Here is a 14,261-nt window from a genome sequence, read left to right as displayed (position 1 = left end):
AAAGGGCGATCAGCCCAGTTCCTTCTGCAATTCTGCCCATTGGCCGGGCGTAAAGGTCGACAACTGGAGGGCGTGGATCTCGTTGCCCATCAGCTTGCCCAAGGTGGCATACACCGCCTGGTGCTGGCGCACCCGCGGCTTGCCTTCGAAAGCCGGGCTGACGACGATGCCCGTGAAATGGGTGCCGTCATCCCCTTCGATCTGCAGGAAATCACATTCGAGACCTGCAGCAATCAGTCGCTCGATTTCACTCGCCGGAAACATAATCAATCACTCCTCAGGCCCGCAGCTTGTAGCCCCTGGCAAGCATTTGCAGGGTGAGTACCGCGAGCACGACAAAACAGACAGTCACGACCCCGAGGCTCACCCACGGCGAGACGTCGGAGACTCCGAAAAAGCCATACCTGAACCCATCAATCATGAAGAAAAACGGGTTGAAATGCGACACCCCCTGCCAGAAACCCGGCAGCGAATGGATCGAATAGAACACGCCGGACAACATCGTCAGCGGCATGATCAGGAAGTTCTGGAAGGCAGCCAACTGGTCGAACTTATCAGCCCAGATCCCCGCGATCACGCCTAGGCTCGCAAGAAACGCGCCTCCAACCAGTGCGAAGGCGACGATCCACAGCGGCTCGGCGAAAGGCAGATGTGCAAAGGGCAAGGCCGCCAGCACCACGCCGATCCCGCACAAGCCGCCACGCAGCACGGCCGCCAGCACGTAGGCGGAATAAAACTCCCGATAGGAAATTGGCGGCAACAGCACAAACACGATGTTGCCAGTGATCTTGCTCTGGATCAGCGACGACGAGCTGTTGGCGAAGGCGTTCTGCAACACCGTCATCATCACCAGGCCCGGCACCAGGAAAGCCGTGTAGTTGACGCCCGGAAAAGGCTGAACGTGATCCTCGAGCACGTGGCCGAAGATCAGTAGATAGAGCACCGCATTGAGCACCGGCGACAGCACCGTCTGGAAACCCACTTTCCAGAAACGCAGGCACTCCTTGTACAACAGGGTCTTGAATCCTTCCATGCTGCCTCAGTTCTGGTTCATCACGCCGACGAAGACCTGTTCCAGGTCCGGCTTGCCGAGGGCCATGTCGACGATCTCGGCACCGGCGGATTTGAGACCGGCAAGCAAATGCCCAACCTCGTCAAAATTATCGAAACCCAGCGTCCACTGCAGATTATCCCGAGACAGCACACAGGCCTCCAGGTCAGGCGGAACGATGACCGCCTTAGCCAGACGCACCTGCAGGGTATGGCTGGCGAAACGCTGCAGCAGGTTGGCCGTTGTGTCCAGCGCAACGATGCGCCCCGCCTTCAGCATGGCGATACGCCCGCACAGGGATTCGGCCTCTTCGAGGTAATGGGTAGTCAGCACGATGGTGTGACCATCCTGGTTCAACTTGCGGATGAACTGCCACAAGCCATGGCGCAGTTCCACGTCCACACCGGCGGTCGGCTCGTCCAGGACGATGACCGGCGGACGATGCACCAGCGCTTGAGCCACCAGCGCCCGACGCTTCATGCCGCCCGACAGCATACGCATGTTGGAACTGGCTTTTTCGGTGAGATCCAGGTGATGCAGGATCTCGTCGATCCAGTCGTCGTTATTGCGGATACCGAAGTAGCCCGACTGGATGCGCAGCATCTCGCGCACGTTGAAGAACGGATCGAAGACCAGTTCCTGGGGCACCACGCCGAGGGCCATACGCGCAGCGCGGTAATCGCGGACCACGTCATGCCCCATGACCTCCAGCGTGCCGGAGTCCGGCCGCGCCAGCCCCGCCAGGGATGAAATCAGGGTGGTCTTGCCGGCCCCATTCGGGCCGAGCAAGCCGAAGAACTCGCCCTGGGCCACCTCCAGGTCGACGCCGGCCAAAGCCTGCAGGGAACGGAAACGCTTGGTGACACCGGCAATGCGGATCGCTGGACTCATGGAACGAAGGGCAGGCTCAGCGAGCCAAGGAAAGGATGGAATCGACGTCGTAGAGGGACGCGAGACTGACCAGCGCCACTGGCGCCCGGTCGATGGAGAGCTGACACCCGGCGGCCCGGGCGGTGCGCTGCCAACTCAGCAGCAGGGCCAACGCAGCGGAGTCCACCTGCGTGACGCCCGACAGGTCGACGACACGGTCGCCACCCGCGATCTGCTCGCGTCCGGCCTCCGCCACCGCTGCAACGGTGGCAATGGTCAGGGGGCCGCTTAGGCTCAGGCGTGCGCCTTCAGCCTGGATCATTTCTTGGTAGCCACCGCAGGGTCGATCTGCTTGTTCTTGTCCTTCAGGGTCTTGATCAGCCCATCGATGCCGCCGGCGCGCACTTCCTGACCGAACTCGTCACGGTAGTTGGTAACGAGGCTCACACCCGCTACCAGCACGTCGTAGACCTTCCAGTTGTCGCCCTGCTTCTCGAGGTTGTAATCGATCTGCACCGGCTTGGCACCCGCCTGGCGCACCTTGGTACGCACGGTCACGTCGGAGTCCTCGGGCTTAGCCTTCAACGGTTCGAAATCAATCTGCTGGTCGCGGTACTTGGTCAGCGCGTTGGAGTAGGTACGCACCAGCAGCGTCTTGAACTCCTGGGTCAGTGTGCTCTTCTGGTCGGCAGAAGCCTGCTTCCAGTCCTTGCCAACGGCCAGACGGGTCATGTGGGCAAAGTCGAAGTAAGGCAGCACCTTGGTCTCGACCAGACTGACAGCCTTGCGGGTGTCGCCGGACTGAATGGCCTTGTCCTGGCGGACAATGGAAATCACATCATCGCTGACGCTCTTGACCAGCGCATCGGGCGCCACGGTATTGGCTGCAGCGCTGAACTGGATGCCAAGGCCCAGCACCAGCGCGGTAAACAGAGAGGTGAAGCGTTTCATTGGCTTTCCTTCTTGTCGGGGGAGGGAGATTTATCAGCGGCGTCACCGACCGCACTCTTGTCGGTCGCCGCCTTGTCGTTGTCGGACGAATCGTCGTCGTCCGGATCTTTTTCGCGCGGCGGCTGGCCGTCGAAGATCTGGTTGCGGCGGTATTGAATGTAGAAGCTGCGCATGTAGCCGTACTTGTCCAGCGCGGCCTCCTCAGCCGCCGTATCGGCCCCCAGCAGCGCAGCCCGCTTGCTGACGAAGCGCAGGCCGGCAAGGCTGTTGCGGGCGCCGACATCCTCCAGTTGCATGAGCGGATCGAAATGAAAATCGCCGATCAGAGACACGCCATCCCGGACATTGCTCGGCCCCAGGAAGGGCAGCACCAGGTAGGGGCCATCGCCAACCCCCCAGTAACCGAGCGTCTGCCCCAGATCTTCGTCGTGCTTCTCAAGGCCAATCTCGGTTGCGACATCAAAAACGCCCAGCAGGCCGACCGTAGAGTTGAGCAGAAAGCGGCCGCCATCGGAGAGGCCATCGGTGAACTTGCCCTGCAGCAGGTTATTGACGCCGATCCATACATCCGCAATGTTGCCGAAGAAGTTCGCAACACCGGTTTTCACCGGCAACGGCGCCTGGTCATAGACCTCGGCCACCGGACGCATCACGTACTTGTCAGCCTTTTCATTGAACTGGAAAGTGGCGCGGTTCATCGGCTCGAGGGGGTCCTTGGGATGTCCGCCGGGCCCCGCACAGCCCGTCACGGCGAACGCCAGCCCGATGGCCAGCGTGCTCCGTCGCACCAAGGTCGATTCAGGTTTGCTGTTCTTCTTCATTGTCATTCCGGGCCGCGCTCACCGCGCGACGCTCTCTGTATTGATCCGCCCCGCATCCTTCCTTACTTCGCGGGCGCCGGCTCTCCTTCAGCTGCCTTGTTGAACATGAACTGACTGATCAGCTTTTCGAGAACAACGGCGGACTGGGTTTTTTTGATGACATCACCGGGCGCAAGGGTCTTCTCCTCGCCGCCGGGGTCGAGACCGAGGTACTGCTCGCCGAGCAGACCAGAGGTCAGGATGTTGGCAAACGTGTCTGTCGGGAACCTGTAGCGTCCATCCACCGAGAAGACAACTTCGGCCTGAAAGTGTTCATTGTCGTAGCGAATTTCGGTGACCCGCCCGACCAGCACACCAGCACTCTTCACCGGTGCGCGCACCTTGAGGCCACCGATGTTGTCGAAACGGGCGCTGAGGGTATAGGGCGACCGGATGTCCGACCCCGAAATACTCGCGACCTTGAGGGCCAGGAACAACAACGCGGCGATACCCATTGCCACGAAAACACCGACCCACAGGTCGAGCGTCGTGCGACTCATCATAGACCTCGGAACATGAAAGACGTCATTACAAAATCGAGCGCCAGAATAGCCAGCGCAGAACTCACGACGGTACGCGTGATCGCCCGGGACACCCCTTCGGCGGTCGGCACGCAGTCGTAGCCTTCGAACACGGCGATCAACGCGACAGCAACGCCGAACACGGCACTCTTGAACACCCCGTTGAGCACGTCATAGCGGAAATCGACAGCCGCCCGCATCTGCGACCAGAAGGCGCCGTCATCGACACCGATGAACACCACCCCGATCAACCAGCCACCGAAAATCCCCATCGTCGAAAACAGCGCGGCCAGCAGCGGCATGGACACCACGCCGCCCCAGAAACGCGGCGCCACCACGCGGGCGATCGGATTGACCGCCATCATGTCCATCGCCTTGAGCTGTTCAGTCACCTTCATCAGGCCGATTTCCGCCGTCACCGCCGAGCCAGCCCGGCTGGCGAACAGCAGACCGGCCACCACCGGACCGAGTTCCCGCAGCAAGGACAAAGCCACCATCGTACCCATCGCCTCGCTGGAACCGTAGCGCTGCAGAATCTCGTAGCCCTGCAGACCCAGCACCAGACCGACGAACAGGCCCGACACGAGGATGATCAGCAACGACATCACCCCACTGAAATACAACTCGCGGATCGTCAGGTGCAGCCGCATGAAGGACTGCCCGGAGTAGCGCACGATCAGCACGAAAAAGCGGGTGATGAACCCGAGCTGCCATACCCCGCTGATCGCCAGGGAGCCCAGCTTGCGAAACACGTCGCCCATCAACCGGCCCCTCCGACCAGTGCCGTCGCATAATCGCCGGCGGGATAGTGGAAGGGCACGGGACCATCGGCCTCGGCATGCACGAACTGATGCACGAAGGGATCGGAGGTATTCCGGATCTCGTCCGGCGTTCCCTCGGCCACGACCCGCCCTTCGGAAATGAAATAGATGTAGTCCACGATCTGCAGGGACTCCTGGATGTCGTGGGTGACGATCAGCGAACTGGCGCCCAGAGCATTGTTCAGACGGCGGATCAGTTGCCCGATCACGCCGAGGGAAATCGGGTCGAGACCGGTGAAGGGCTCGTCATACATCAGCAGCATCGGATCGAGCGCGATCGTCCGGGCCAGTGCGACGCGGCGCGCCATGCCACCTGAAAGCTCTCCTGGCCGCAACTGGGCCGCACCGCGCAGGCCAACGGCATGCAGCTTCATCAGCACCAGATCGTTGATCAGCTCCGGCGGCAGATCGGTATGCTCGCGCAACGGGAAGGCCACGTTGTCGAACACCGTCATGTCGGTGAACAGGGCGCCGAACTGGAACAGCATCCCCATGCGCCGCCGCAAAGCGTACAGATCCTCGCGATCCAGCTTACCGACATCCTGACCGTCGACCAGCACACGGCCACCGACGGCCCGCTCCTGTCCGCCGATCAGGCGCAGCATGGTGGTTTTGCCGCAACCACTGCCTCCCATGATGGCAACCACCTGACCACGCGGAATGGACAGGGAAATGTCGCGCAGGATCATCCGCTCGCCATAGGCGAAGCGCACATTCTCAAGACGGACAAGAGGCTCGGACATAGGAAAATGCTGCGTTGCGGGAGCGCGATTGTAACAGACGCATTTGGCCATGACATGCACCGAACCCAAACATGAAGGGGAAATATCTCGTGACATCAATGTCTTGAGAGCGCTTCAGCGGGCTTCACCGTACCGGTTTATAATGCGCGGTTTCGTTCCATCCGCGACTTTTCCGCCCATGCAGGACAAATACCTTCCCGCCGATATCGAACGCGCCGCCCAGCAGCACTGGGACAGCACCGAAGCCTTCCGCGTCACCGCCGACGCGTCGAAGCCCAAGTACTACTGCCTGTCCATGTTCCCGTATCCGTCGGGCAAGCTGCACATGGGCCACGTGCGCAACTACACGATCGGCGACGTGCTGTCCCGCTTCCACAAGATGAAGGGCTACAACGTCCTGCAGCCGATGGGCTGGGACGCCTTCGGTCTGCCCGCCGAGAACGCCGCGATCAAGAACCAGGTGCCGCCGGCCAAGTGGACCTACGACAACATCGCCTACATGAAGCAGCAGCTCAAGTCGCTGGGTTTCGCCATCGACTGGAGCCGCGAGCTGGCCACCTGCACTCCCGAGTACTACAAGTGGAACCAGTGGCTGTTCCTGCGCATGCTCGAAAAGGGCATTGCCGAGCGAAAGACCCAGGTCGTCAACTGGGACCCGGTTGACCAAACCGTTCTCGCCAATGAGCAGGTCATCGACGGCCGGGGCTGGCGCACCGGCGCCCTCGTCGAGAAGCGCGAGATCCCGGGCTACTACCTGAAGATCACCGACTACGCCGACGAGCTGCTGTCCGACCTGGACACCCTGGAAGGCTGGCCCGAGCGGGTCAAGCTGATGCAGGCCAACTGGATCGGCAAGAGCACCGGCGTGCGCTTCGCGTTCAACCACGACATCACCGGCGACGACGGCCAGCTCATCAACAATGGCCAACTGTGGGTGTTCACCACCCGCGCCGACACCATCATGGGTGTCACCTTCTGCGCCGTGGCCGCCGAGCACCCGCTGGCCCTGCACGCTGCCAAGGACAACCCGGCACTGGCCGCCTTCATCGAGAAGTGCAAGCACGGCTCGGTGATGGAAGCCGACATGGCGACGATGGAGAAGGAAGGCCTGCCCACCGGTCTGTTCGTCACCCACCCGCTGACCGGCAAGCAGGTCGAGGTGTGGGTCGGCAACTACGTGCTGATGAGCTACGGCGACGGCGCCGTGATGGGCGTGCCTGCCCACGACGAGCGCGATTTCGCCTTCGCCAAGAAATACAGCCTGCCCATCGAGCAGGTCGTGGCCCTCGGTGACAAGCCCTACTCCACCGACGCCTGGGAAGAGTGGTACGGCAGCAAGGACGGCACCTGCGTCAATTCCGGCAAGTATGACGGCCTCAGCTATGAAGCCGCCGTCGACGCGATCGCCGCCGACCTGGCTGCCAAGAACGTTGGCGAAAAGAAGATCCAGTGGCGCCTGCGCGACTGGGGCGTCTCCCGCCAGCGCTACTGGGGCTGCCCGATCCCCATCATCCACTGCGACGACTGCGGCCCGGTTCCGGTGCCCGACGACCAGTTGCCGGTGGTACTCCCCGAAGACTGCGTGCCGGACGGCTCCGGCAACCCGCTGCACAAGCGCGCCGACTTCCTCGAGACCACCTGCCCGTGCTGCGGCAAGCCGGCCAAGCGCGAGACGGACACCATGGACACCTTCGTGGATTCGTCCTGGTACTACGCCCGCTACGCCACCAAGTTCGGCGCAGACAAGATGGTCGATGACGAAACCGGCTACTGGATGACCGTCGACCAGTACATTGGCGGTATCGAGCACGCGATCCTACACCTGCTCTACTCGCGCTTCTGGACCAAGGTGATGCGCGACATCGGCCTGGTCACCTACCGCGAGCCCTTCGCCCACCTGCTGACCCAGGGCATGGTTCTGAACAACGCCTTCTTCCACAAGCCCGAAGGCGGCGGCAAGAACTACTTCTGGGAAAGCGAGATCGACGTCCAGAAAGATGCCAAGGGCCAGATCACCGGCGCAACGCTGAAGAAGGATGGCACCGTGCTCGAGCACGAGCTGACCACCATGTCCAAGTCGAAGAACAACGGCGTGGACCCGCAGGCGCTCATCGAGCAATACGGCGCCGACACCGCGCGTTTCTTCATGATGTTCGCCGCACCGCCCGAGCAGACCCTCGAGTGGTCCGACGCCGGCGTCGAGGGGGCCTATCGCTTCCTGCGCCGGGTGTGGAGCTTCGGCCATCTGCTCGCCAGCGAGATCCGCCCGCAGATCGGCGCCGAGCGCAGCCTGAACGGCGCCAAGCTGCCGGAGGCGCTGGCCAGCTTCCGCCGCGAGATCCACCTGCTCCTCAAACAGGCCAACTACGACCTCGCCAAGCAGCAATTCAACACTGTGGCCTCCGCCACGATGAAGATGCTCAACGCCCTCGAAAAGGCACCCCGCGAAGGCGCCCTGGCGGCCGAAGTGATCGAGGAGTGCTTCGGCATCCTGCTGCGCGTGCTGTCGCCGCTCACCCCGCACATCAGCCACGCCCTGTGGGCCGAGCTCGGCTACGGCAAGGACATCCTCAAGGCAGCCTGGCCGGAGCCCCTCGACGCGGCGCTGGTGCAGGACGAGATCGAGCTGATGCTGCAGGTCAATGGCAAACTGCGCGGCGCACTGCGCGTGCCGGCCGATGCGGCCAAGGACGCGATCGAAGCCGCGGCGCTGGCCAACGAGGCAGCAGTCAAATTCATGGAAGGCAAGCCGGCCAAGAAGGTCGTGGTCGTCCCCGGCCGCCTCGTCAACATCGTCTGCTAAACCGAAGGGGCCCACATCATGCGTACCGTCGCCTGCCTCACCTTCCTCGCCCTTCTCTCAGGCTGCGGTACAGCCACGGAGAGAGCGGTCTACGAAGGCATCCGGCAGGAAAACGCCCGGCAACAAGGCCAGCCGGGCCGCGACACCTCGCCGGATCCGGCGGGCCCCGACTTCGACGCCTACTCCAAGGAACGCCAGCGCCTGCAAAAGGAATCGCGCCCATGAGCCAGACCCCGTCGTCCCCCGCCCGCCGCCGGGCCCTAGCCGCCTTCGGCGCCGTGCCTCTGCTGCTGGCCGGCTGCGGCTTCCAGCTGCGCGGGCCGCGCCCGCTACCCTTCGAGTCGATCTACCTGGGGATGTACCAGTACTCCGACCTGGCCGCAGCCATCCGGCGACAGATCCGCGCCGGCAGTGAAACGCGCATCGTCGATACACCGGAGGAGGCCCAGGTCCGCCTGGAGGTGCTCGCCGACGCCAAAGAGAAGGCGATCCTGGCCCTCAACGCCCAGGGCCGCGTGCGCGAATACCAGTTGCGCCAGCGCTTCTACTTCCGCGTCGTGGACAAGGCCGGCCGCGAGGTCGTCGCTCCGAACGAAATCTACCTGAAACGCGACCTCGCCTTCGACGACTCCCAACTGCTCGCCAAGGAGCAGGAAGAGATCCTGCTCTACCGGGACATGCAGGGCGACCTGGTGCAGCAACTGATGCGCCGCCTGGCTGCGGCGAAGATGCCGGAAGCCGAGCCCAAGCCGTGATCCTGCGTCCGGAACAGCTCGCCGCCCAACTCGACAAGCCCCTCTCTCCGCTCTACCTGTTGCACGGCAACGAACCCTTGTTGGTGCTCGAAGCCGGCGACGCGATCCGCGCGGCCGCCCGCAAACAGGGCTTTGATGAGCGGGAAGTGCTGGTGGCCGGCCAGGGCTTCCGCTGGGAATCCCTTCAGGCGGCTGCCGGCAATCTGTCCCTGTTCGGCACCAGCAAGCTGGTGGACCTGCGCATCCCCAACGGCAAACCCGGCCGCGAAGGCGGCGAGGCGCTGCAGCGCTACGCGCGCAATCCCGACGAAGGTGTCGTCACCCTCGTCACGCTACCCGAAATCGACTGGGCAACCCGCAAGTCCGCCTGGTTCGTCGCCCTTGCCGAAGCCGGCGTGGCGGTTGAACTCAATGCGCCGGAACGGGAACGCCTTCCGGAATGGATCGCACTACGCCTCAACCGCCAGCAGCAAAAGGCGGATGCAGACGCGCTGAACTTCATCGCTGATCACGTGGAAGGCAATCTGCTCGCCGCCCACCAGGAGATCCTCAAACTAGGCCTGCTCAACCCGCCCGGGCAACTGAATCTGGAAACAGTGCGCGACGCGGTGCTCAACGTGGCCCGCTATGACGTGGACAAGCTGCGCCAGGCCTTGCTGGAAGGCGACGCCGGCCGCTGCGCCCGCCTTCTCGAAGGCCTCAAGGGCGAAGGCGAAGCGCCGCCGCTGGTACTGTGGACGCTCGCCAACGAGATCCGCACCCTCGCCAGCCTCCGCCTCGGCCTGGACGAAGGCCAACCCCTGCCGAACCTTCTGAAAGCCGAGCGCGTCTACGATGAACGCCGCAAGCAGGCCATCCAGCGCGCATTGCCGCGCCTGAACTCCGCCATCCTGCGCACATCGATCTTGCACGCTGCAAAGATTGACCGGATGATCAAGGGTCTGGCCAGCGGCGACGTATGGGATGAATTCCTCCAGCTGTGCCTGCGCCTCACCCGCGCCACAGCCGCCCAACAAGCCCAGGCCCGGCGCTGAACCCCGCGCCACCAACCGAGACGAGACGACGAAGATGGACATCAAGACCTACATGCAGACCGTCGGTCGCCAGGCCCGCGCCGCATCGCGCGGCGTGGCCGCCGCCTCCACCGACGCCAAGAACAAGGCCCTCCTTGCGATGGCCGCCGAGATCCGCGCTCGCAAGGCCGAACTCGCCGCCGCCAACCGCCAGGACCTCGAAGAAGCCCGCGCCAACGGCCTCGAACCGGCCATGATCGACCGCCTGACCCTATCCGAAAAAGGCATCGAGGCGATGGCCGTCGGCCTGGAGCAGGTTGCCGCGCTGCCCGATCCGGTCGGCGAGATGACCGACCTCAAGCGCCGCCCGTCCGGTATCACCGTCGGCAAGATGCGCGTGCCGCTGGGCGTCATCGGCATCATCTACGAGGCCCGCCCCAATGTCACTGCCGACGCCGCCGCCCTGTGCCTGAAATCCGGCAACGCGGCGATCCTGCGCGGCGGCAAGGAAGCGCTACACTCCAACCAGGCGATCGCCGCCTGCGTGCGCGCCGGCCTCGCTGCCGCCGGCCTGCCGGAAGCCGCCATCCAGGTCGTCGAAACCACCGACCGCGCCGCCGTCGGCGAGCTCATCACGATGCCCGAGTTCGTGGACGTTATCGTGCCCCGCGGCGGCAAGGGTCTCATCGAGCGCATCTCCAACGAAGCCCGCGTGCCGGTGATCAAGCACCTGGACGGCAACTGCCACGTCTACGTGGACGAATTCGCCGACGCAGCCAAGGCCCTCGCCATCGTCGAGAACGCCAAGACCCAACGCTACGGCACCTGCAACACCACCGAATCCCTGCTGGTGGACGCCAGCGTGGCCCGCACCCAGCTGCCCGCCATCGGCACCATGCTGGCCGGCAAGGGTGTCGAACTGCGCGCCTGCCCGACCTCCCTCGCCATCCTGCGCGAAGCCGGCATTGCCGAAGCCCAGCTCAAGGCGGCGTCGGAATCGGACTGGAGTGAGGAGTTCCTCGCGCCGATCATCGCCATCAAGGTCGTTGACGGGCTGGACGAAGCAATTGCCCACATCAACACCCATTCGTCCCAGCACACCGAAGCCATCGTCACCGAGAACCACACCCGCGCCATGCGCTTCCTGCGCGAAGTGGACTCCTCCTCGGTGATGATCAACGCGTCGACGCGCTTTGCCGACGGTTTCGAATACGGCCTCGGTGCGGAAATCGGCATCTCCACCGACAAGATCCACGCCCGCGGCCCGGTGGGCCTCGAAGGCCTGACCAGCCAGAAGTGGATCGTTTTCGGCGAAGGCCAGGTCCGCACCTGACTCGGATAACGCCCCTCTACGGGGCGTCACTGCATGCTGCACCCAAACGCCCGCTCGAAGCGCAACATGCGCGATGAGCGGGCGTTCTTATTGCCCAGCAGGCAAGGCCTTTTGTCGACGAATAGCCATTGATGCACCCCTGTTGCCCGTTCAGACATTCCCAGCCGACATCGTTGAAGCCCAATTCGCCGACCGCAGCAGACTCTCCAGCTGCGATACGAGCATGCAAAGGCCGGGGTTGCACGCCCACGGGGGATTTCACGCATAAAGGCATGCCGTCCCCACATCGAATGCTCTCCCGACATTAATCCCCTATACCCCCGTGGAATCAGCAAGGCGGGCCGCCTATATATCTGGCACGGCATTCCCTATGCCGCCCAACGAATCCGCTCAGCCCGGAAAGGCCGCAAGCCGGGACCTCGAACATCACCGCCCAGGAAGGCGAAGCGCCCTTGCGGAGGCAGTGAAGCGGGGCGCACAATTCGCGCCATGCCATCTTCCTCTTTGCGCAACACCGGCAATCCATCGACTCAGTTCGCAGCCATCATGCCGACGCCATTCGGCTGCATCGGTATTGCCACACGCGCCGGTTTTATCGACCAAATCGTCTTTCTCCCGCACGACTACCCGCTGCAATCAGCACACGATGAACTGGCAGAAAAGGCCATCGCGCAAATCGAGCGCTATCTGGAAGCCCCCGACGCCCAATTCGAGCTGCCGCTGCTCATTCAGGGGACCCTGTACCGCCGCCGGATATGGACCGCCATCTCAGCCATCCCCCTCGGCCGGACTCGCACCTACGGCGACCTCGCAAAGGATGTCGGCAGCGTTCCTCGTGCTGTAGGGCAGGCCTGCGGCGACAATCCCTTTCCCCTCATCATTCCCTGTCACCGGGTCGTCACGCACTCCGGAATCGGTGGGTTCGCCCACAATGAAAAGGGCCATCTGATCGACATCAAGCGCTGGCTATTGGCCCATGAAGGAAATTCAGGCCACGGCGGTGAAATTCAGAGCAATCTCTTCGAAACTCCACGGGATATTTCCGGTCAACCCGACCTGTGACTCACGAATCATTTCCAGCAAAGCCATGGCCCGCCAAGATCACAATGCGCCGGAAACACCGGCCACCCGCTTTCTACGCCAGCACAACGCAGCCTTCTCAACTCATCTCTACGCTTACGAGGAACATGGCGGCACCCGTGTATCGGCACGGGAACTCAATGTTCCCGAGCATGCGGTCGTCAAGACACTGGTAATGGAAGACGAGGCACGCCAGCCCCTGATCGTATTGATGCACGGCGACCGCAAGGTTTCCACAAAGGAGTTGGCTCGGCAGGCCGGCCACAAGCAGATCACCCCTTGCGACCCCGCGGTTGCGCAGCGCCACACGGGCTACCTCGTGGGCGGCACTTCTCCGTTCGGCACAAAGAAGACGCTGCCCATCTTTATGGAAAACAGCATCCTCGACCTTCCCTTGATTTATATCAACGGCGGACGCCGCGGATTTCTCGTAGGGGTTCACCCCCACGACCTGCTTCAAATACTCAAGCCCAAGCTGGTCAGCGTGGCACTCGAATAAATGGAAATAAAACACTTGCCAAATCACCGGAAAACGGTGGCAAAATAAGAACAGCAATAAGCATCCTACAAGACGGCACCTTACGACCGCCTCGCCACATCAACAGCAGTTCAGCTCCAAGCTGAAGGAAAGAAACGCCATGGACATCTCCTCGCTCTCCCTTACCGAATTGCGCCGCCTGCAAAGCAAAGTCGAAACCGAGATTCGGCGCCGTTCCGATTCCGCCAAGAAAGACTTGCTGAAGCGCATGCAGAAGCTGGCTGCAGAGCACGGTATGAGCCTGACCGAAGTCATCGGCCAGGAAAACCCGGAAAAAGCCGCACCGGCCGCTCCCAAGAAAGCCGCCGCCAAGCCCGCCAAGAAAGTCGCCGCCAAGCCCGCATCGGTAATCAAGTTCCGTCACCCGGAAAATGCCGCTATCGGCTGGACCGGCCACGGCCGCAAGCCCCAATGGGTGATCGACTGGCTGGCCCAGGGCAAGCCCCTCGACGAATTGCGCGCAGACGCGCCTGTCGCTGCGGCCTGATTGCCGATCGGGTTTGCCGCATGCTCAATGCGGCAAACCCGCAGTCGGAGAGTGTGGCGGCGGCGCCAGCCCGTCGCGGCCGCGCTCAATGAATACGCCCACGCGCTTCACGTCCTTCATTACCCCGATCTTCGCTATGGCGAGCTTGACCCACGGGGCTCCGAATTCATCGAACAGCAAATTGACGATGAATTCGCCTAGCGTTTCTATCAGATTGAATTGCCGAACGGCCAACTCATTGCGGATCCGTTCGATCACCTTTGCGTAGTCGATAGTGTCGGCAATATCATCATGCTCCGCAGCCGCATCCGGCACCCCGAAGGTAAGATTCAGCTCCAGCGTTTGCTCGGCCACTCTCTCGCGCGGATAAATCCCGACACGGGATTTCACCCTCAATGCCTCGATAAAAATAAAATCCATCATTCGTCCCAGCTA

18 protein-coding genes are annotated in these 14,261 nt (G+C 62.6%); 8 read left to right on the top strand and 10 right to left on the bottom strand.

Features of this window, described 5'->3' with window-relative positions:
- Nucleotides 1-9: 9 nt before the first annotated feature.
- The 9 genes from AC1PPK_RS10200 to AC1PPK_RS10160 form a co-directional block, all read right to left on the bottom strand.
- Nucleotides 10-264: a BolA family protein gene (locus tag AC1PPK_RS10200; protein WP_481117707.1), complete on the bottom strand. Its 255-nt coding sequence runs from the start codon at nt 262-264 to the stop codon at nt 10-12.
- 13 nt (nt 265-277) lie between these two features.
- Nucleotides 278-1,033 (bottom strand): ABC transporter permease, encoded by a 756-nt coding sequence (locus tag AC1PPK_RS10195; RefSeq protein ID WP_481117706.1) that lies wholly within the window; start codon nt 1,031-1,033, stop codon nt 278-280.
- A gap of 6 nt (nt 1,034-1,039) precedes the next feature.
- Complete coding sequence (locus AC1PPK_RS10190; RefSeq protein WP_481117705.1) at nt 1,040-1,942, bottom strand: ABC transporter ATP-binding protein; 903 nt, start codon at nt 1,940-1,942, stop codon at nt 1,040-1,042.
- A 16-nt stretch (nt 1,943-1,958) separates the two neighbouring features.
- A complete protein-coding gene (locus AC1PPK_RS10185) occupies nt 1,959-2,243 on the bottom strand; it encodes an STAS domain-containing protein (protein ID WP_481117704.1) in 285 nt (94 codons plus the stop codon).
- Entirely contained in the window at nt 2,240-2,872 is a 633-nt protein-coding gene (locus AC1PPK_RS10180; RefSeq protein WP_481117703.1) for an MlaC/ttg2D family ABC transporter substrate-binding protein, read from the bottom strand. The genes AC1PPK_RS10185 and AC1PPK_RS10180 overlap by 4 nt, the downstream gene beginning before the upstream one ends.
- Complete coding sequence (locus tag AC1PPK_RS10175) at nt 2,869-3,693, bottom strand: MlaA family lipoprotein (RefSeq protein WP_481117702.1); 825 nt, start codon at nt 3,691-3,693, stop codon at nt 2,869-2,871. The genes AC1PPK_RS10180 and AC1PPK_RS10175 overlap by 4 nt, the downstream gene beginning before the upstream one ends.
- Nucleotides 3,694-3,755: 62 nt before the next feature.
- Complete coding sequence (mlaD, locus tag AC1PPK_RS10170) at nt 3,756-4,232, bottom strand: outer membrane lipid asymmetry maintenance protein MlaD (RefSeq protein WP_481117701.1); 477 nt, start codon at nt 4,230-4,232, stop codon at nt 3,756-3,758.
- On the bottom strand, nt 4,232-5,014 hold the full coding sequence (mlaE, locus tag AC1PPK_RS10165) for a lipid asymmetry maintenance ABC transporter permease subunit MlaE (RefSeq protein WP_481117700.1): 783 nt from the start codon (nt 5,012-5,014) through the stop codon (nt 4,232-4,234). Before mlaE ends, mlaD begins: the two co-directional genes overlap by 1 nt.
- Entirely contained in the window at nt 5,014-5,817 is an 804-nt protein-coding gene (locus AC1PPK_RS10160; RefSeq protein WP_481117699.1) for an ABC transporter ATP-binding protein, read from the bottom strand. Before AC1PPK_RS10160 ends, mlaE begins: the two co-directional genes overlap by 1 nt.
- A 178-nt stretch (nt 5,818-5,995) precedes the next feature.
- Between AC1PPK_RS10160 and leuS the strand changes: the two genes are divergently transcribed.
- The 8 genes from leuS (at nt 5,996) to AC1PPK_RS10120 (ending at nt 13,826) form a co-directional block, all read left to right on the top strand.
- Nucleotides 5,996-8,620, top strand: a complete 2,625-nt coding sequence (leuS, locus tag AC1PPK_RS10155; protein WP_481117698.1) for a leucine--tRNA ligase — start codon at nt 5,996-5,998, stop codon at nt 8,618-8,620.
- A gap of 18 nt (nt 8,621-8,638) precedes the next feature.
- Nucleotides 8,639-8,845, top strand: coding sequence for a hypothetical protein (locus tag AC1PPK_RS10150; RefSeq protein WP_481117697.1), 207 nt, complete (start codon nt 8,639-8,641; stop codon nt 8,843-8,845).
- Nucleotides 8,842-9,375, top strand: a complete 534-nt coding sequence (locus tag AC1PPK_RS10145) for an LPS-assembly lipoprotein LptE (protein ID WP_481117696.1) — start codon at nt 8,842-8,844, stop codon at nt 9,373-9,375. Before AC1PPK_RS10150 ends, AC1PPK_RS10145 begins: the two co-directional genes overlap by 4 nt.
- On the top strand, nt 9,372-10,409 hold the full coding sequence (gene holA / locus AC1PPK_RS10140) for a DNA polymerase III subunit delta (protein ID WP_481117695.1): 1,038 nt from the start codon (nt 9,372-9,374) through the stop codon (nt 10,407-10,409). Before AC1PPK_RS10145 ends, holA begins: the two co-directional genes overlap by 4 nt.
- Before the next feature lie 34 nt (nt 10,410-10,443).
- Entirely contained in the window at nt 10,444-11,721 is a 1,278-nt protein-coding gene (locus tag AC1PPK_RS10135) for a glutamate-5-semialdehyde dehydrogenase (RefSeq protein WP_481117694.1), read from the top strand.
- 489 nt (nt 11,722-12,210) lie between these two features.
- Nucleotides 12,211-12,783 carry a methylated-DNA--[protein]-cysteine S-methyltransferase gene (locus AC1PPK_RS10130; RefSeq protein ID WP_481117693.1) on the top strand — a complete coding sequence of 191 codons (573 nt, stop codon included), beginning with the start codon at nt 12,211-12,213 and terminating at the stop codon, nt 12,781-12,783.
- Between the two features lie 25 nt (nt 12,784-12,808).
- The gene (ybaK, locus tag AC1PPK_RS10125) at nt 12,809-13,300 is read left to right on the top strand and encodes a Cys-tRNA(Pro) deacylase (RefSeq protein ID WP_481118205.1); all 492 of its coding nucleotides are present in this window, start codon (nt 12,809-12,811) and stop codon (nt 13,298-13,300) included.
- A gap of 139 nt (nt 13,301-13,439) precedes the next feature.
- The gene (locus AC1PPK_RS10120) at nt 13,440-13,826 is read left to right on the top strand and encodes an H-NS histone family protein (RefSeq protein ID WP_481117692.1); all 387 of its coding nucleotides are present in this window, start codon (nt 13,440-13,442) and stop codon (nt 13,824-13,826) included.
- A gap of 24 nt (nt 13,827-13,850) precedes the next feature.
- Here the strand turns inward: AC1PPK_RS10120 and AC1PPK_RS10115 are convergent, their stop codons facing one another.
- The gene (locus AC1PPK_RS10115) at nt 13,851-14,246 is read right to left on the bottom strand and encodes a dihydroneopterin aldolase (RefSeq protein ID WP_481118204.1); all 396 of its coding nucleotides are present in this window, start codon (nt 14,244-14,246) and stop codon (nt 13,851-13,853) included.
- Nucleotides 14,247-14,261: the final 15 nt, after the last annotated feature.

This window comes from Zoogloea sp. JDB1, from assembly GCF_056724025.1.
This window is presented reverse-complemented; position numbering and strand designations above follow the sequence as displayed.